This window comes from Pantoea sp. B623, from assembly GCF_024814475.1.
GTDB classification, from domain to species: Bacteria; Pseudomonadota; Gammaproteobacteria; order Enterobacterales; family Enterobacteriaceae; genus Pantoea; species Pantoea ananatis.
Genome location: NZ_JANUXM010000004.1, coordinates 3061964 through 3079659 on the forward strand (window position 1 = coordinate 3061964; position 17696 = coordinate 3079659).

Genomic DNA, 17696 nt, shown 5'->3' on the forward strand with positions numbered 1-17696 from the left:
TAGATTGATGTCGAAAAAATTGCTGGGGTAAATAAATTTAATGCCTCTGGCATTTATTTATGGCTAATTTTAATCGCCCCGCCCTATGAAATAAGGAGGTCAACCTTTTTATAGGGAAAACCCTAGCCAGTTTATATTTTGAAAAAGATATATTATTTATTGATATAAGGTAGCCAGGTTTTCGAGTCGGGGAACCCCCCTTGGAAAATATAAATTTATAATGGAGAGAGATTCTTGTATATGTGGAGTCTAAATAATTTAAAAAGAGAATCGATCGCTATATTTACCTCTCCAGATAATGAAGGGACGATTCTAAATAAAGTGATTTAACAGATAGCGACCTTCGCTATCTGTCATTCCAAAGAAAAACTGAAATTATTCCGGTTTTTGCGGCCATAACACTTCAGGTGCTGTCGATACATCGACGGCTCTAACTGAAGCTTTATACATCATCCATGCTGAAAGTCTTTCCTTGTCACTATCGCTTATATCCCCAAGTAAAAGTTCAATCTTCCAGTCCGATATTATTTTATCAATGCCATTCAAAATCTCTTCTCGATATTTCTCTGCACTTATTTTATCGGCCTCACGTTTAAGCAATATATCCTCAACCCACTTCTCACCATCCCATTTACAGAAGTCTGAAGCTGGAACTATTGAAGTGGTATTGGTCGGATAATCACCCAATTCAGTTATAATAAATGGCTTTGCTGTTTCAATGTCATAAACAGTTTCACCACGATGATCGTTGATATACTCCCACGCAGAAAGGTCTTTAGTTCTACAAACCACCATGCCCTCTTTTTTCTCTAAAGGAGCATCGATACACGAATTAGCAGGAAGGCCTACTCCTTTAGCAAGAATTTCAGTGATGGTTGAAAGGTATTCACGTGAAACACCATCATAATTACAAACGCTAATTTCCCCAGCTTTAATAGCGACGAAATCTTTATCTAACTGAGCTTTTAACATTACGCAGCCCTCAAAATATAATTGAATGCAATATTGCGTGGTCTGGTTTCATTGCCACCAGTTTTCTCCATGAAAATGTACGTCCAGGCCCGTAAACCACTTACATTATTTGCCTCAGCGTTTTCGTTATTTTCATCCGTGTATGCGATTATCCGGTCCGTAGGTGTACCATATTCGTTTACAAATCTGTGGTTATGGGACTTAAACATATCTTCTTGGGATGAAAGCAAGTTGCGCGAGCTATCCACACCTCGACCATCATCCCAACCACGAATAAATTCGCCGCGTAAGTCCGGCAATTTCAACCCTGGATAAAGTACAGCCAGTTTAGGGTAGGTTGTACTGGAGAATGAAGCACCATTAGCTTTGACAAAAACCATTCCAGCCATTGATGCAAACAGCTCATTGGGCATTTTTGAATGCGGCCATGCAAAAGGAGAACCGATGAGTGGAGCACCTTCTCCCAAACCGAGGTTTATACGATGATTCAGGTTTCTACATAAGCAAAGCTACGGATGCCATAATGACTAAAGCCCGCAATAGCGGGCTTTAGTCATTATGGTTGTATTGGCCATTCAATATCTGGCGTTTTACTGAGATCAATTCGACTCAGCGCAACACGGTAACGTTTCCATTCATCCAGATGTATGATTTCAGTGTTAGTTGCGATACCAATATCAACAGCATCCTGCAACGGTGCTATCGTCCGGCTGGCCAGATCCATTTCAGTATTCAGTCGGCTGCTTGCAATAAAAATGCTTTCTTCCGCTTTAGTAATCGGCGCGGAAAAAACACCATCGCGCCAGATATCATTCACGTTAGGCTGTTGATCCATTGTGCTGATATCCATCCATATCAGCGATGGGTGATAGAGTTCTTTAGGCTCTATGCTAAGTGAAATAATTTCCGCAACGCGTTCTTCTTCAAGACGAACATAGGTTTTCATTAAGAATACTCCTCAACATAAATCACACCGTGAGATCCAAAATTTCCAATAAAGGGATTTTCGCGAATGCTGCCCCCACCGCCCGTACCGAAAGACATTTGACGGCTGAGCGCTGCGCCTTCCACGCTACGAATAGCACCGCCCCAATAACTCACGCCACCATCACCCGAGCCGCCGCGGTAGACATTATTGTTGTCAGATATAACGCCTGGCGCATCACTACCGTCCCCACCCTGGATATTAATGTCGCCGCCAACTGCTATTCCTCCTCGACCTCCATCTGAGCCCATTGCCGGTGTGCCGCCATTGGCTGCTGTAATAATCCCATTAAAGGTGCTGCTTGTAGCCGAAGAGGTATCGTCCCCTCCACGTCCGACGACACCTGTATAGGTTTTAGTGTCGTCAATATCCAGCCATGCGATAGCCGTCGCGCCCGCACCACCACCCGCACCCCGGGATCTATAATTTGAACCCCAGCCTAGAAAGCCGTAACCACGAGCGCCGCCGCCAGTGAGCGTGATTTTGATTCGTTTGGTGCCAGACGTGGGTTTGTAGTTCACCGTGCCGGGTAGGGAAAATATTTGTTGGCTTATAAAACGCCCCGAAAACCGTTCAGTCAAACCGAGGTTTTGATGAAACAAACCCCTGGCCCGCCTCACCTGCACAATGGCAAACTCCTCACCTTTTACCGGAGGAAAAACGATGCTGATTGGCTATGTCAGGGTGTCAACAAATGACCAAAACACCGATTTGCAACGGAATGCGCTGCAGAGCGCAAATTGTGAACAGATTTTTGAGGATAAAATCAGCGGTAAGACCAGTGAACGGCCTGGTTTAAAGCGGGCGCTGCGGACGTTAAAAGAGGGCGATACTTTGGTGGTATGGAAGCTCGATCGACTGGGCCGCAGCATGCGTCACCTGGTCATGCTCACCGAGGAGCTGCGCGAACGCGGGGTAAACTTTCGTAGCCTCACGGACAGCATCGATACCAGCACACCGATGGGCCGTTTTTTCTTTCATGTGATGGGCGCACTGGCGGAGATGGAGCGCGAATTGATTGTCGAGCGAACGCGTGCCGGCCTGACCGCTGCGCGTGAGAAAGGACGCATTGGTGGCCGCCGGCGCATTATGACGCCGGAAGTCGTTGCCAGAGCGGAACGGATGATGGCGAATGGCGCCACGCTTCATCAGGTTGCACTCGTATTAGATGTTTCAACCAAAACCATTTATCGTTATATTCCAGCGCCAAAACAGCACCATTTACGCGGTTCTTCTTACTGAACGATCAGCAAACCGCAATCGCATGCATCCTTTTCACTGACCTGACACTCTGAGCACACCCACAACACGGAGTGCTACAGATGTCTGATTTTCATCACGGTGTCCGCGTCGTCGAAGTCAATGACGGTACACGCACCATTTCAACAGTTTCAACCGCCATTGTTGGCATGATCTGCACCGCAGAAGATGCTGATGCAACGGCATTTCCTCTTAATACACCTGTTCTGCTGACCAACGTGCAGGCAGCTATCGGTAAAGCCGGCACCAAAGGCACGTTAGCAGCCGCGCTGCAGGCGATTGCTGACCAGGCGAAGCCGGTAACCGTCGTGGTTCGCGTAGCAGAAGGCGCGAGCCAGGCTGAAACCACCTCTAACCTGATTGGCTCGACGGATGCGAACGGTAAATACACCGGCATGAAGGCGCTGCTCAGCGCGCAAACGCAGCTGGGTGTTAAACCGCGCATTCTTGGCGTGCCGGGTCTGGATTCGCTGGAAGTGGCGACAGCGCTGGCCAGCATTGCCCAGCAGCTGCGTGGCTTTGCCTACGTCTCTGCCTGGAACAGCAAAACCATCTCTGACGCCATGAAGTACCGCGAAAACTTCAGCCAGCGCGAGCTGATGGTGATCTGGCCAGATTTTATTGCCTGGAATACGGCAACCAATAAATCTGAAATGGCTTATGCCACCGCACGTGCGCTGGGCCTGCGCGCCAAAATTGACAACGACACCGGCTGGCATAAAACCCTGTCTAACGTGGGCGTCAATGGCGTGACGGGTATCTCTGCAGATGTTTTCTGGGATCTGCAACAGACCGGCACCGATGCCGATCTGCTGAACGAAAAGTGTGTGACCACGCTGATTCGCAAGGACGGTTTCCGTTTCTGGGGCAACCGCACCTGCAGTGACGATCCACTTTTTGCCTTTGAAAACTACACCCGTTCAGCACAGGTGCTGGCCGATACCATGGCGGAAGCGCACATGTGGGCCAACGACAAACCGCTGACGCCAGTACTGGTACGCGAAATCATCGCCGGTATCAATGCCAAGTTCCGTGAGCTGGTCAGTGCCGGCTACCTGCTAGGCGCCAACTGCTGGTACGACGAAAGCGCCAACGATAAAGAGAGCCTGAAAGCGGGCAAACTGTTTATCGATTACGACTACACGCCGGTGCCGCCGCTGGAAGATCTGACCCTGCGTCAGCGCATCACCGATACCTATCTGGCGAACTTCGCCGCATCCGTAAACAGCTAAGGAGCCGGATAAATGGCACTGCCACGTAAACTCAAGGGGTTGAACCTCTTCAACGATTCAAACAGCTATCAGGGCATCGTCACCGCAGTTACGCTGCCGAAGCTGTCACGCAAGCTGGATACCTACCGCGCCGGCGGTATGAACGGTGCGGCATTCATTGATAACGGCCTGGACGATGCGGCACTCGATATGGAGTGGACGCTGGGCGGGATGGATGAGCTGGTATTAAGCCAGTGGGGCGCGATGGCGAACGTACCGTTGCGTTTCACCGGTTCTTATCAGCGTGATGACACCGGCGAAGAAATCGCCGTGGAAATCGAAGTACGCGGTAAGCACCAGTCCTTTGACTTCGGTGAAGCCAAACAGGGCGAAAACACCGAAACCAAAATCACCAGTAAAAACACCTATTTCAAACTGACCTGGAATGGCAAAGAGCTGATTGAAATCGACACCGTCAACATGGTGGAGAAGGTCAACGGCGTCGATCGTCTGGAACAGCGCCGTAAAAACCTCGGCCTGGTGTAATAACAACGGCCGGCGCGTCCAGCGCTGGCCTCTCTTGATTGGGATGGAGAAAAAATGGAACAGCTTGATAAGCCAGAACTGAAAGAAAACCTGGTGGTGCTGGAAAGCCCGATTTCACGTGGTGATGTGGTGATCGCCCAGGTTGAGCTGGTCAAACCGACCGCCGGCGCGCTGCGCGGTGTGCGGCTGGCTGACCTGGCCTCGTCCGATGTGGATGCCCTGTTGATGGTGCTGCCCCGCATCACCATGCCATCGCTGACCAAAGCAGAGTGCAATGCACTGGACCCGGTTGACCTGATTGCCCTGGGCGGCAAGGTGATTGGTTTTTTGTCAGCGAAATCGGCCGCGTAAGCTGGCCCCGCGATCTGACGGTCAATGACCTGATGGCCGATATTGCCAGCGTTTTTCACTGGCCACCCTCAGAAATGTATCCCATGTCGCTGGAAGAGTTACTCGACTGGCGGCATAGAGTGATGATCCGCAGTGGAGTAACCTCAGATGAGTAACACGCTCAAGCTGCAAGTGCTGCTGGAAGCGGTTGATCGGGCTACGCGCCCGTTCAATGCCGTACGTAAAGAAACCGAAAAGCTGTCTGCGGATATCCAGGAAACGCAGGATCGCCTGGACGAGCTCAATGCCAAATCCGCGCAGATTGAAGGGTTCCGTGAAACCCGCAAAGAACTGACGCTGACCCAACAAAATCTTAAAAATACCCGGGCAGAAGCAGCGGCACTTGCCATTCAACTTAAAAACACTCAAAACCCTACCGCGGAACAAACCCAGGCGCTGGATAAGCTGCGTCAGTCGGCTAACGCGCTGCAGCAAAAAAACCTTCAACTGCGTCAGTCAGTACAGGATCAGCGCCAGTCCCTGAACGAGGCGGGAATTTCCACGCGCCGGTTGAGCAGCGAGCGCCAGAAGCTAAATCAACAAACAGAGCGCACGACATCCACCCTCAATGCGCAGGGTGAGTCCATGAATCTGCTAAATCAGCGTCAGGACAAACTCAACCGCACCCGTGAACGTTACCGTGCGGGCATGGCGCTGGCAGATAACGTACAAAGCGCCAGTTCGAAAGCCAAAGACTTTGTCGAGAAGGGTCGCAAAGTTATCGATTATCTGTCACCTGCAAATGAGGTTGTGCAAGCCCGCGCGGCGATTACGCAATCGGGTGGCTCATCGGGTGAGGCAAAAGCTGCAGCACCGGCAGTAGCTAACCTTGCAAACGCGACGCAACGTAGCATGCAAGAAAGCGCGTCTTTGGTGCTCAATATTAAAAACGCGTTCGGCATTGCAGATGACCAGGTTGGTCAGTTAGGCGACGTGCTCTCATCGACCTTTGCCAATAAAACAACCGATTTTGCCGCACTTAAGACGGCGATGGTCGCCGTAGGGCCAGCCGCGAAGGACGCCGGTGTAAGCGTTGGCCAGACTGCGGCCATGATGGGCGTGCTGGCGGAAAACGGTATAACGGGCAGCCAGGCAGGCGCCGGCGCCAGTGCGATGTTAACGCACGTTCAGGCGCCTGATGCCAGCGCAGACAGCGCGCTTAAAGCGTTGAATGTGCAAACCGCTGACGACCAGGGCAACAGTCAGCCCATTTTCGCGGTGCTCAGCCAGGTGCAGGCGGCGTTTGAGAAAAACAAGCTCGACGCTGCCCAGCAGGCCACTTATCTGCAGGCAATATTTGGTGAACAGGGCGCCGCACCTGCCGCAGCATTGATGAAGGGCGCGGCCAGTGGCCGGCTGGATCAGCTCTCTCAGGCGCCCGCTGCCCAGCCGCCTGCAGCAGATGCCTCTGTGGATACTAACCTGCAAGCTATCAGTCAGGACGGCTTATCCGTTCAGTCCGTTCTGACCGGCGTCATGAATATCAATCCTCAACTTTCTGACAGCCTGCTGACGCTGGCGGCCGGTGGGCTGACCTTGGTGGATTCCCTGGCCAGCGTCGGGAACATTGCCTGGCCGGTCATTAGCGGGCTGAGCACCATTATGGCGGGCGTGGAGCTGCTGGGCGGTGCATTTGCCATCATCGGCGGCGCCATTACGGCCACGCTGGGAGCGATCACGCTGCCGGTGGTGGTGCTTGGTGCCGCTATCGCGGCGGGGGCCATGCTGGTTTATCAGTACTGGGAACCGATTAGCGCCTTTATCAGCGGCATCGCTCAGGGCTTCAGTGCGGCGATGGGGCCGATAAGCGACGCGTTCGCGCCGCTGAAGCCGGTATTTGAGTGGTTCAGCAATAAAGTGTCCGAGCTGGGAGCCTGGTTCTCAAAGCTGCTGGAACCCGTGAAGTTTTCTCAACAGGAACTGGCCTCGGCAGGTGAGATGGGACAGCGCTTCGGCAATATGCTGGCGACGGCACTCAAATTACCCGGTGAAGCCCTGAATCAGCTGCGAGGCGGCATTGACTGGGTGCTGGGCAAGCTTGGCATCATCGATGAGAAATCTGACAAGGTGAAAGACAAGCTGCCTCCGCCCAAAATGCGTGAGCAGGATGAAGAGGATGAGGATAACGCGGATGCCCGTCCGGCCGCATCGCGCGCCAGCCTGAACAGCACGCTCAATCAGCCTTTGCCCTCGGTTAACAATTCAAACGTGGATAACCGTCAGCACACGGTCACCAACAATATCTATGCGACAGGTGAGCCTCAGGCGATTGGACAGGCCGTTGCGCAGTATTCCACTGCATCGCTATGGTCCACGTCTGACCATAGCTATAACTCCATGTTTAGTCTGGATTAATTAACCATGATGATGATATTAGGCATGATGCCGTTTGTACGGCAAACCCTTCCCTTCGACAATTTACAGCATGACATTACCTATCGCTGGGCAAAAAACAGCCGCGTGGGGCGTCGTGAGTCGACCCAGTTTTTGGGCGGCGGCGACGATAAAATCAAGCTGTCTGGCGAGCTCCGGCCTGAAATCACCGGCGGCAATGTCACGCTGCTGGCGCTGAAGGCCATGGCCGATGAAGGGCTGGCGTGGCCGCTGATTGGCGGCAATGGCATTATTTACGGCATGTTTGTTGTGACGGATTTCTCGGCCACGCATACGGAGTTCTACAGCGACGGCAGCGCGCGCAAGATAGGCTTTACCCTCAACCTGCTGCGGGTAGACGATTCACTAACCAGTATGTTCGGGGACTTAAAAAGGCAGGCGGAAGAACTGCAAAACCGGGCCAGCGACGCAGCGCAACGGGTCGGCTCTGTTATCAAAAGCGCCACCTCTGCGCTGAATGGAGGGCGCTGAGATGAGCGATATCGTCCCGATTCCAGTGCCCCTGCGCGTCGCGCCTACGCCGGACTTTACTATCAAAATTGAGACGAAAGATAAAACGGAAGATATTCGCCCACGGCTGATTTCTCTGAAGTTGACGGACAACCGCGGCCTGGAGGTCGATCAGCTGGACCTGGTACTCGACGACAGTGACGGCCAGTTGGTCATGCCGCCCTTTGGCGCGAAAATAGTCTTAGAGATAGGCTGGAAGGGGCAGCCGCTTGCAGATAAAGGCTCCTACATCATTGATCAGGTCACCTACCAGGGCGCGCCGGACACGATAACGGTGGTCGCCCGAAGCGCCGATTTTAGCGGTTCGCTCGATGTTAAAATCACTGATTCGTATCCAGACATGACGGTTGGCGAGGTTGTGGAGAAAATCGCAAAACGTAACGGACTTACCTCCGACGTGCGGCCGGAGATAGCCAAAAAAAAGATTAAGCATATCGATCAGACGCAGGAAACGGACGGCACGTTCATTACCCGGCTGGCTATGCTGGTTGGCGCGGTGGCGGCAATAAAAGATAAGACGCTGCTGTTCTTTGCCCCCGGGAAGGGCGTGACCGTGAGCGGACAGCCGATTCCACTTCTGAATCTGAACCGACAGGATGGCGATAAGTATGAGTACAAATTGTTTAAGCGCGACGATTACAGTGGCGTTGAAGCAAAATGGTACGATCAGAAAAAGGCGCAGCAGAAAGGGATAACCGTCAACACGATACCGCCAGCAACACCGGCGGTGAACCCTGTCCATCCGGCGGCCAAAAATATCCCCACAATCGGGCAACAAGACCCGGGAAAAACCTATGTTTTTGGCAGCAATAAGAAGCTGTTCGTACTGAATACGCATTTCAGTAGCCAGGAGGAAGCAGAGGAGGCGGCTAAAGCGAAGTGGCAGGAACTGCAACGCAACCGGGCTACGTTGAAGATCCTACTGGCACTGGGCGCTGCAAAGCTGATTCCTGAAACGCCGGTCAAAGCCCAGGGCTTTAAATCGGTCATCGATAATCAAAAATGGCTGATTACCAATATCGTGCATACCCTCGATAAAAGTGGATTTACCACCTTGTTGAACCTGGAGCTGATGGTTGAAAACGTGGATTACGTCTTAGTGGAAAAACAGGTTGATTAGATTAAGTCTAATTTAAGTTGCTTTTTGTTTAGTCTTTGGCTAATGTTGTCGTATGCCAGAGAGGAGAACCACCATGATGCATTGCCCAAAATGTCAGACCGCCGCCCATACGAAAAGCAGTCGCTACGTTTCGAAAGAGACGAAAGAACGTTATCACCAGTGCCAGAACATTAACTGCAGTTGTACCTTTAAAACCCTGGAGAGCGTGTCCGGGATTATCGTCGAACCGGCGCAGATCAATACGGTGCCGATGATGGCAAAAGGCAGCAATAACCCCTCACCGCAGCTGCTGTAAGCCCAACCCGCGAAAGCGGGTTTTTTTATGGCTGCGGCCTGGATAGGATCGCTGAGAGATGAGGCTGAAGGCCAGCGAGCCGTTGACGTTTAAGGGGGCGACAGCGCCCTCTGGGAGTTCTGTTAATAACTGTACGGCGGGGAGGGCGCGCGGACCCTTGGGGACAATGGCAATAACTGTACGGGAATGAAAAGATTTCAGAAGTGTCAGCACGACAAAATATATGTCCAGTGAATGGAGATGAATCGTGGCGGTATTTTCGGCAGAAGAAACTCAGGGTTATAAAGCATTTTGGCACTGAGTGTGAGTCAACAGTGATATTTTAAATTTTGCATGCGAATTCCCTTCTTCCCTGCGGAAGAAGGGAAGGGTCCAAAATCAGTGAACGATATGTGTAAATTTGCTCTCAATCATCACCAGCCCCGACTCTGTTCGCACAAAGCGAGGCGCGGTTAAGTCATCAGCCATGATGTTAACCATCTGGAATAACAAGCCTGTGATATGTTTTTGCAAGTCTGCCGGGGCCTGCTGATTCAGCAATACTAACGTTAACGCGCTGCAATATTGCCGCATCTCTTCCGAGTCTATCAAATCCTTGGTGCGACAGGCTTTGTCATCACCTTTCTCCAGCGTGAGGCGTTTAATCAGGTGTTCTGGCAGTGGCTTGTCTAACAGAACTTTCAAGACTTCTAGTGCAGCCAGCAGACGACCGCACAGCGCCATGCGATCTACAATATCGTTACATTCCACCAGGGCATCGACATAGCGCACGCACGTATCCAGCACCTGAAAGAGATCGTGCGTGGTGCCGAGCGGCGTTTTCAAGAGGTTTGAGATCGCAGATCCGATAACTGGCTGAATGTCCACGATTTGATGATGAGCGGTTGTGTTACTATCGGTGTTAGCCATAGCGTTGTTTCCTAAAGAGTGAACGTTGTGGTTAGACGCTCCGGTATGTGTTGCATCACTGCCGGGGCGTTGCTCTCATAAAAGGCCTCATGTTAGTGTGGTCTTTTAAAGGATTAAAATGAGGGAATAGGTCAATACATGTCAATCATAATGCGTGAAAAAAAACCAAAAGGTCGAGGCAAGTCCCCACAATTTCAAATGCGCATTGATCCCGCCTTGAAAAAACAGCTCGATGCTGTTGCAACTGAAGAAGGAATTAGTCTGGCAAACTGGTTGAAGAATCTGGCGAGGGAGGCATTAAAGGCAAGGGGAATTGAGCCGAAGGGGTGAGATTAATTTGTATATAAATTAGTTAATTATTATCAAGTTAGGTTTACAATGTGACGTTTTTTAGTCATTATATTTTACATGCATATTGTTCCATTCGTGGTAGTGGTACAAGTATATGTATGTTTTTTACAAACGAAAATTTATTAATAAGCCATCAAAGCAGTCGTTTGGAGATACGATGCTTATCATGGCGATTTTAATTACGTGAACGCAAATGAAAAAATTTGCGTGCGATATATATCGTGGCGATAGCCAGAACGATAGATAAAACACCCATAAAAATCATGACTGACAATAGCGGGTTTATAAGGCCACCGAAGCTAGTCATAAAGCCTAACCACGAAAGATGCTCAGAAGAGAGTGTACGCAGAATGATCTCGGGAATAACCAAAAAGTAAGTAATAATCGTAATAGCATAAATCAGCACTTTTCTTTTTTTACTCATCTTGAGCCTTGCCCTACGCGGGGTTGTTGATCAATCATAATGAATGGATGATACAACAAAGGCGCATAGAATGTCACAAAGCTATTTTCAGCTACAGATGCAGTCAAAAAAGCAACTGGCTATATCGCTCACAAATTCTCTCAGGAGTGTTCATGATAACTTGATTTCAACTATTAATGGAGTCAAAACGGGCGGGCAGCGCCTTATAAACTACGGTTCATGCTTAGTGCCTGACGAGTATTACCGTAGCACTTGTAGGGATATGATAAGAGAGGATGAGCGCCTCCTCTTGGCTGTAGGGGAGATTTACCGCAGACAGGATGTTGCTGCTGATATGGTATCAATATATTTTAAGAAAACTCTCAATAAGATTGACAACAACAAAACAGACGAGATTGCTTCATTCTTGCATCAAAAAATGGGTTTAATTGCCAACAAGGCTGCGAGTAAAGTTAGCAAAATGGCTTTAGCTCTAACTATTACAAAGTTTATAGTTAGCTCAGGTGATTTTAAAGAAACGCATATCAGCATGGTTAACAAATTTGCGTCATGGTTTATTACCGGAACGACTTTATATTCAAAAGCTCAACTATCGGCTTTAGCAGCGAATAATTTGAAGTTCAAAGATCCAGAGTATTATCAGTTGCTATACAAAGAAAATCTTGAAATGCTATATTATACGATTGAACCCTACATGACTAAAATTATCTATCAAATAAATTCTGGTGACAATAATCCAGAGAAAATAGCTGATGCATTGCATGAGATATTAAATAAATGAAGAGTTTTTTTTTATGGTTGCTTCAATCATTTTTTTATCTTGTACCAATTATAATTAGTTTTGTTGGAGCATATATCATTGTAAGATTTGTAACGTTTTACCCAATGATTTTTGTTCTCGCTTGGATCGTTATAGTTGCTTATGTATATATACGATACAGTAAGTGGGTGTGATTCTAAATAAATTATAAATTTCTAATCTGTATGTTAATTCAAACACTATAATGTAATTTTTTTGTTCGATATATTTTTTTAAAATTAAATCTTTAAGTGCCTTACCAAAAGGCACAATAAAATACCGATAATCGGTAAAATATGTCTCCCTTAATGTTGGATAGAGCGGTCAAAAAATTGTGACTCCCAAGTTTAAATGAATTAAATCAGTAAGTTGCTGATTTTTTTCTTAAGGCCGATTAGTGATTAAAATTGGCACATAGGGTTGCGCTCTGCTGCCATTTTTAGATGTTCTTTGTAAACTCATGTTATCGGCATTTTAACTTGAGTTAAAACTCCAATAAAACCAATCAAAGTAAATGAGGGTTAAATGGAAAAGCTAAGTGACATGGAAGAGTTAATTGAGAGCATAGTAGATATTAATATGAAAAGTTATATGGGAGAAGCATTAACTTGCTTCATGCTGCGGGGCTTACGAGCAAGTTACAATGCTTGAGGAACTAAAAAAAATTGCAGTGGCTCTAAGATATAAAACTATCCATTTCCATTATAGCGATTAAAATAGTCTTTTTCTTTTTGGCTAAACTCATCATCTTCATTCAGTAATTTCAGCATGGCCTCTTTTTCTGCATTTTTCTTACGCCTGATTATAATAGCTGCTTTTAACTCTGATAATGCAACATCAAAATCACGAAGAGAAATAGCCGATAAAAGAGCAATGAAAAGTAATGCGATAGATAAAGAACCCAAGTAACGGGAGTAAGTAGCATCATCTTTTAGTATGTTAAATAGTACTATGACTGCACCGCTACATATATAATAAATCACCCATAGCCATATTTTTTTAATGAATAAAGATGTTTTTATGCTTAATCTACTAGTTTCAATAGAGTCTAGCCCGTCATTATCTATAATTTTCTCAAATTTACCTTTTAAAAACCATGCATATGTCACTAAAGGAGTCAAAAGCCCCCCGCTGACTACTAACTGGAACCAACCATTCAGATGTTCAATTCTACTCGGCTTCGAAAAAAAACAAAAAGAGCCAAGTAAAATAATCAAAAACAAAACAGTCCTGATTATATTACTGAGCTTTAGCATCTAGTTCGCCTAACCGTATCTGCTCTGTCAACCACTCATGAATCTTCATATACAATTCCTCAGGATCAGCTATACCATTAGTGAATTTAAGTTTTATTTTTTTGCTAATAACTAAACTATTACCCTTTATTTTTCCAACTTTATCAAGTGTTAATTCTACATCATCTGGATGGCTATGTCTAAGAGCTTGACTGATGTTATTGATTAACTCTTGTGATGTTTTTTTTGCTTTGTAATTATAACTAATCTCAACAGAAACATTAATGTTGCCTTTGTCTATAGCATCTCCTGAAAAAACTTCATCAGTAAGGCCATAATTCTCACGCTCTCTATCAGTGAACAAAGCTTTAATGATGTCTAGCCCCATTCCTTTTGGTTTTACTTTAACGTGGTTTGCTCTAATCGCTTCTGTTGTTACTATAGTTCGTGCTGTATCAATGGGGACGCCATCTATGAAATCAACCAAAGGCGTACCAATTTTTACTTTTTTTGTATTGTTTTTAATTATTTTATCTCTTTGATTTTTAGGTAGTTCAGCATTGAGCATTACTGAACCTTTAGTTATGACTCCTGCTGCTTTTAATAACCAAGTAATATATTTTTCAAGTTCTCTTGTCCGAAGTATTGATGATTGAATTACAACAACATGATTTTTTAAAAATGCCATATGCATAATTGAATCTAAAAATTCACGTCTTAAACCATCTTCTGTTACTGGTGGTGCTATTTGGTCAATGGATAGAAAAGATGCGTTCTCATCAATGGTGATAATGTTTTTATTTGCTCCATCGCTATAACGAACCAGTTCATTGAAAAGTAGATTCCACCTTTCAATTTTATTATTCATGAAGTGGCGAGCCTGTTGGACGTCGCCATCCTCACCGTCATGGCTATCCACGCTAACAATCTGGTATCGCTGTTTTACTGAAGAAAGCCTGCTTAGCGCTACAGCCACCATCTCCTGAAGAGTCTGATCTACATTTTCGCCAATAACTTTAGCAATGCGGTAATGGAGAGTTTTATCTTTATATTCGATAACGGGTTCTTTGCATATTGTATTTTTCTTAGCCATGCGTAAAATCCTTGTATTTCAACAAAGCAAGTCTGAATTAAGAAGGTCATTATTTTCTAAGTACATTACTACATATTGAAAAAATCGCAACTAATCTGCTCTTTAGGACACATCAAGAATGTTCTCTGCTAATTTTGAAGCAGCGAAATACGAAGTGAGTAAAATCAGTAAGTTACTGATTTTTTTATTTTCTTCAGGCCGAGTAGTGATGAAAAGTGCTACACAGCGTTGAGCTCTGCTGCCATTTTGCTGCCAATCTTGGCGATGACTGATTTTCAACATAAGTTCGGCGTATGCATGATAACTTACAAAAAGTGAAAATGTCTGTTGAATGAACATTATAGCGAAATTTAAATTCAATAATTTACGTTCAAATAGTTAAAACTACTAAAAGATATTTTTATTTATAAATTTCCTGTATTAATGTGATTTTTATAAATACTATGCTTATAGCTTATCATAATTTAAAGGGAGATTTAATTGTGAAGACTTGTTTTGTCGTTATGGCTATCGGGGATCAAACTCACAATGGAAAACTTATTACTGCTGCCGAACTAAGAGATAGATATAATGGTTTGATCAGGGAGTCAATTGAAAGTATTTCTGAAGAAATAAAAGTTGTGCGCGCTGATGATATATCAAACTCCGGTTCGATAACCTCTGAGATTTTCAAAAAATTAATGTTATCGGACTACGTTGTTGTTGATTTGACATACCCTAACCCTAATGTTTTCTATGAGTTGGGTCTTAGGCATGCAATAAGAAATAAAACAATTCTTATTAAAGAGAAGGGAAGTATTAACGCACCATTCGATATTGCCGGGTTAAGGTATATAGAATATCAAGATACAGGATCCGGTTTAAAACAACTAAAGAGTGAGCTTTCAAAAGTTTTTTCTGTTTACGATAATAATCCAAGCCATTTGGATAGCGACTTTTTATCATTGGCTCTTTCAATGGGTATGTGTTTTCAAAAAATTTCACAAAATCCTAAGAGAGATGCGAAGAAAAAGGCAATGCAGGCTATATTGAAAAATAAAGGACTAATAGCTGCGGTTAGTAGCCCAGAAGAAAAAAAATTAGCTGAATTACTCGCTAACGCTGAAAATTTGGATGAAATTATTGATGGGCTTGTCGATTCTGGGGAGTTGGATGAGTAGTTACCATATGATCCAATGGTCTGTTCAATAAGGAGTACAAGTGGATAGATTTGAGCAAAAACTTGAAGAAATGAACTTCATTCTGAAAAAACATAATCTAGGCTTAATCTATGATGTTAAAAATGATAGGGGGAATGGGCTGTTATTACCTTTTTTTTGCATGTTCATGGATTCTGTTAATCAAGTTAGATTAGATTTTTGTATAACCACAGAATTGAGTATTAGATGCGGTATTATCCATCATGAAAAGTTAGTTTTCATGTCTTACGGTACGTTCGATAGGCTGTGTAAGTTATCTGAGCTTATTGCTAGGTCTGGTGTGATTACAGTCAGAGATATGCCTTTAAATTTTCATGATCTTCATTTTGTTGCTAACCCATTTGTAGGTTTTAATAATGAAGAGCGTGAGGAAAATGAATTGGAATCTCATTTCTTTATGTTTATTCTTGAATGTCTGATGCTCTTCATTGTCAGCCATGAAGTAGGTCATTTTGTTAATAATCATGGTAATCGTGAAACTTTACGTGATTTCGATGGAATATTCGATGATGTTTTAGGACATAGAGAGATTTCTGAAGCAGAGTTAATAGCGAGCCATGCCCGTGAATTAGTTGCTGACTGCTTCGCTCTTAATATTGTCAGAAATCATATTGAGTCTGTTTTTGACCGAAAATCCGATTACCTTAATAATTTGTTGCCAGTTTTTGATGGTGAGAAAGGTGGGGTGTTACTATCTTTATTAATTATCATGAGCTATTTTAAACTTACGGATGGGCTATTCCCCCATGAGCACTTTAAATCAACACATCCATCAACGGGGGCCCGAGTCCGGTTTATTCTTTCTTGTTATGTTGAGTCATTGGTGAGTGATGAACAGATAGAAGAGTTTACTCCTTATTATAATATTCTTATGATGCAATTGAATTCGATATTTGAATTGCTAGGTTATGATTCCGAAAATACATGGTTAAAAAGCACAACCTCTCCCGAAATGACTGAATGGTTTGATAAGGTTTATATTGAGTACCCAAATTGGAAGGCCAATTAACTTTTGGTGTTTAACTAAACGGAATTAAGTGGATTAAGTAGAGTAGCTTCAGACAAATAGTCTGGCGCAAAATGCGCATATCTCATTTTAAGTCTTCTGCCTCACGCCATCGTGCGCCAGTTGCCAGGCAGATTTTCAGAATGGTAGTTAAATCTTTAGATCGGCTGTTCTCACATTCGGCGAGGAAGGTTCTGATTTCTTCAATGGTGAGATACGCCATTTCCGATTCGCTGATTTTAAACTCGCGCACGTTCTCTAACGGGTTTGGTGCGGTCCATTCATTTAACCGCCATAGCTCATTAAGCATCGCCTGGAAGTACGCCAGCTCTAAATTTACTGTGCGAGGCGTAACTATTTTTACTCGGTTGGGGCGAGTAATTTTGCCGCTTAATCGCTGCTCACGATAAGACGCAAAAATTTTCGCGTTAAACTCGGTTGCGAGTGGATTCCCCATCGCCTCGCATGCGAACGCTATAGTGGTTCGTCGCTTCTCGCCGTCCGCCAACGTGATGCAGTGCGTGTTGAAACACAACTCAACCAGCTCAATTACCCGCCGCTTATCTGCTTTTTCTCCCAGCCAGGGCTTATCTTGAGCCTGTTCTTTTACGAACTTCTCATAGGAGTGTGCTTCGCCCTTCATCGCAAACTGGCGGCGAATCATTTTGCCGTCTCGGCCGTTTGAGAAGATCTATATCTGGTATTTTACGACCAATGACGAATTCTGAAAACAAAAAAGCCACCCTTGCGAGGTGGCTTAACTGAATGCTTTTCATCACTAAATCTGGTGGCCCCTGCTGGGTTTGAACCAGCGACCAAGCGATTATGAGTCGCCTGCTCTAACCACTGAGCTAAGGGGCCAATGGAGCGGGGATTATAAAGTATCTGTCCGAGGCAATCCAGCGTTGTTCGGCTGGTTGCTGAAATAAGCAGCAATGTTTTACTTGCTGATAACTATGATAAAACAGACAAAAACCTCTGGTTGACAGGCGGCGAC

21 protein-coding genes, 1 tRNA gene and 1 pseudogene are annotated in these 17696 nt (G+C 45.7%); 13 read left to right on the top strand and 10 right to left on the bottom strand.

The window, feature by feature from the left end; genetic code table 11:
* Positions 1-375 precede the first annotated feature (375 nt).
* From NXS97_RS16100 to NXS97_RS16115, 4 genes are all read right to left on the bottom strand, one after another.
* On the bottom strand, positions 376-972 hold the full coding sequence (locus tag NXS97_RS16100; protein ID WP_116220063.1) for a tail fiber assembly protein: 597 nt from the start codon (positions 970-972) through the stop codon (positions 376-378).
* The gene (locus tag NXS97_RS16105; protein WP_116220062.1) at positions 972-1385 is read right to left on the bottom strand and encodes a phage tail protein; all 414 of its coding nucleotides are present in this window, start codon (positions 1383-1385) and stop codon (positions 972-974) included. Before NXS97_RS16105 ends, NXS97_RS16100 begins: the two co-directional genes overlap by 1 nt.
* Before the next feature lie 143 nt (positions 1386-1528).
* A complete protein-coding gene (locus NXS97_RS16110) occupies positions 1529-1918 on the bottom strand; it encodes a tail fiber assembly protein (RefSeq protein WP_110145139.1) in 390 nt (129 codons plus the stop codon).
* Positions 1918-2559, bottom strand: a complete 642-nt coding sequence (locus NXS97_RS16115; RefSeq protein ID WP_146742120.1) for a hypothetical protein — start codon at positions 2557-2559, stop codon at positions 1918-1920. Before NXS97_RS16115 ends, NXS97_RS16110 begins: the two co-directional genes overlap by 1 nt.
* A gap of 61 nt (positions 2560-2620) precedes the next feature.
* On the opposite strand from NXS97_RS16115, the gene NXS97_RS16120 reads away from it, so the two are divergent.
* The 9 genes from NXS97_RS16120 to NXS97_RS16160 all read left to right on the top strand — a co-directional run bounded on the left by NXS97_RS16120 (position 2621) and on the right by NXS97_RS16160 (position 9683).
* A complete protein-coding gene (locus tag NXS97_RS16120) occupies positions 2621-3199 on the top strand; it encodes a recombinase family protein (RefSeq protein ID WP_022623189.1) in 579 nt (192 codons plus the stop codon).
* An 80-nt stretch (positions 3200-3279) separates the two neighbouring features.
* Positions 3280-4449 carry a phage tail sheath protein gene (locus NXS97_RS16125; protein WP_014594650.1) on the top strand — a complete coding sequence of 390 codons (1170 nt, stop codon included), beginning with the start codon at positions 3280-3282 and terminating at the stop codon, positions 4447-4449.
* Positions 4450-4461: 12 nt separating this feature from the next.
* Positions 4462-4974: a phage major tail tube protein gene (locus tag NXS97_RS16130; protein WP_013027271.1), complete on the top strand. Its 513-nt coding sequence runs from the start codon at positions 4462-4464 to the stop codon at positions 4972-4974.
* Positions 4975-5028: 54 nt separating this feature from the next.
* Positions 5029-5325 carry a phage tail assembly protein gene (locus tag NXS97_RS16135; protein ID WP_013027270.1) on the top strand — a complete coding sequence of 99 codons (297 nt, stop codon included), beginning with the start codon at positions 5029-5031 and terminating at the stop codon, positions 5323-5325.
* A 32-nt stretch (positions 5326-5357) separates the two neighbouring features.
* Positions 5358-5480, top strand: a complete 123-nt coding sequence (locus tag NXS97_RS16140) for a GpE family phage tail protein (RefSeq protein WP_013027268.1) — start codon at positions 5358-5360, stop codon at positions 5478-5480.
* Positions 5473-7719, top strand: coding sequence for a phage tail tape measure protein (locus NXS97_RS16145; RefSeq protein ID WP_116220061.1), 2247 nt, complete (start codon positions 5473-5475; stop codon positions 7717-7719). Before NXS97_RS16140 ends, NXS97_RS16145 begins: the two co-directional genes overlap by 8 nt.
* Positions 7720-7725: 6 nt before the next feature.
* Complete coding sequence (locus tag NXS97_RS16150) at positions 7726-8229, top strand: phage tail protein (RefSeq protein WP_116220060.1); 504 nt, start codon at positions 7726-7728, stop codon at positions 8227-8229.
* 1 nt (position 8230) lies between these two features.
* A complete protein-coding gene (locus NXS97_RS16155) occupies positions 8231-9388 on the top strand; it encodes a contractile injection system protein, VgrG/Pvc8 family (protein WP_116220059.1) in 1158 nt (385 codons plus the stop codon).
* Between the two features lie 73 nt (positions 9389-9461).
* Positions 9462-9683 (top strand): ogr/Delta-like zinc finger family protein, encoded by a 222-nt coding sequence (locus NXS97_RS16160; protein ID WP_014604972.1) that lies wholly within the window; start codon positions 9462-9464, stop codon positions 9681-9683.
* 378 nt (positions 9684-10061) lie between these two features.
* On the opposite strand, the gene NXS97_RS16165 is transcribed toward NXS97_RS16160, so the two are convergent.
* The gene (locus tag NXS97_RS16165) at positions 10062-10592 is read right to left on the bottom strand and encodes a hypothetical protein (RefSeq protein ID WP_024471093.1); all 531 of its coding nucleotides are present in this window, start codon (positions 10590-10592) and stop codon (positions 10062-10064) included.
* A gap of 138 nt (positions 10593-10730) precedes the next feature.
* Between NXS97_RS16165 and NXS97_RS16170 the strand changes: the two genes are divergently transcribed.
* Positions 10731-10922: a toxin-antitoxin system HicB family antitoxin gene (locus NXS97_RS16170; protein WP_029569169.1), complete on the top strand. Its 192-nt coding sequence runs from the start codon at positions 10731-10733 to the stop codon at positions 10920-10922.
* 196 nt (positions 10923-11118) lie between these two features.
* Here NXS97_RS16170 and NXS97_RS16175 read toward each other — a convergent pair whose 3' ends face one another.
* A complete protein-coding gene (locus tag NXS97_RS16175) occupies positions 11119-11367 on the bottom strand; it encodes a hypothetical protein (protein ID WP_116220058.1) in 249 nt (82 codons plus the stop codon).
* A 70-nt stretch (positions 11368-11437) separates the two neighbouring features.
* Between NXS97_RS16175 and NXS97_RS16180 the strand changes: the two genes are divergently transcribed.
* Positions 11438-12148, top strand: coding sequence for a hypothetical protein (locus NXS97_RS16180; protein WP_181901436.1), 711 nt, complete (start codon positions 11438-11440; stop codon positions 12146-12148).
* A gap of 707 nt (positions 12149-12855) precedes the next feature.
* Here the strand turns inward: NXS97_RS16180 and NXS97_RS16185 are convergent.
* Together NXS97_RS16185 and NXS97_RS16190 are read right to left on the bottom strand one after the other, a co-directional pair.
* Entirely contained in the window at positions 12856-13383 is a 528-nt protein-coding gene (locus NXS97_RS16185; protein WP_147301589.1) for a hypothetical protein, read from the bottom strand.
* Between the two features lie 22 nt (positions 13384-13405).
* Positions 13406-14494 (bottom strand): hypothetical protein, encoded by a 1089-nt coding sequence (locus tag NXS97_RS16190; protein WP_116220056.1) that lies wholly within the window; start codon positions 14492-14494, stop codon positions 13406-13408.
* 443 nt (positions 14495-14937) lie between these two features.
* On the opposite strand from NXS97_RS16190, the gene NXS97_RS16195 reads away from it, so the two are divergent.
* A complete protein-coding gene (locus NXS97_RS16195; RefSeq protein ID WP_259232402.1) occupies positions 14938-15654 on the top strand; it encodes a nucleotide-binding protein in 717 nt (238 codons plus the stop codon).
* Positions 15655-15694: 40 nt separating this feature from the next.
* Positions 15695-16702 carry a hypothetical protein gene (locus tag NXS97_RS16200; RefSeq protein ID WP_116220054.1) on the top strand — a complete coding sequence of 336 codons (1008 nt, stop codon included), beginning with the start codon at positions 15695-15697 and terminating at the stop codon, positions 16700-16702.
* An 85-nt stretch (positions 16703-16787) separates the two neighbouring features.
* On the opposite strand, the pseudogene NXS97_RS16205 reads toward NXS97_RS16200, so the two are convergent.
* Together NXS97_RS16205 and NXS97_RS16210 are read right to left on the bottom strand one after the other, a co-directional pair.
* Positions 16788-17390: pseudogene (locus tag NXS97_RS16205) on the bottom strand (site-specific integrase); the annotation flags it as partial.
* Between the two features lie 94 nt (positions 17391-17484).
* Positions 17485-17560, bottom strand: a tRNA-Ile gene (locus NXS97_RS16210).
* Positions 17561-17696: the final 136 nt, after the last annotated feature.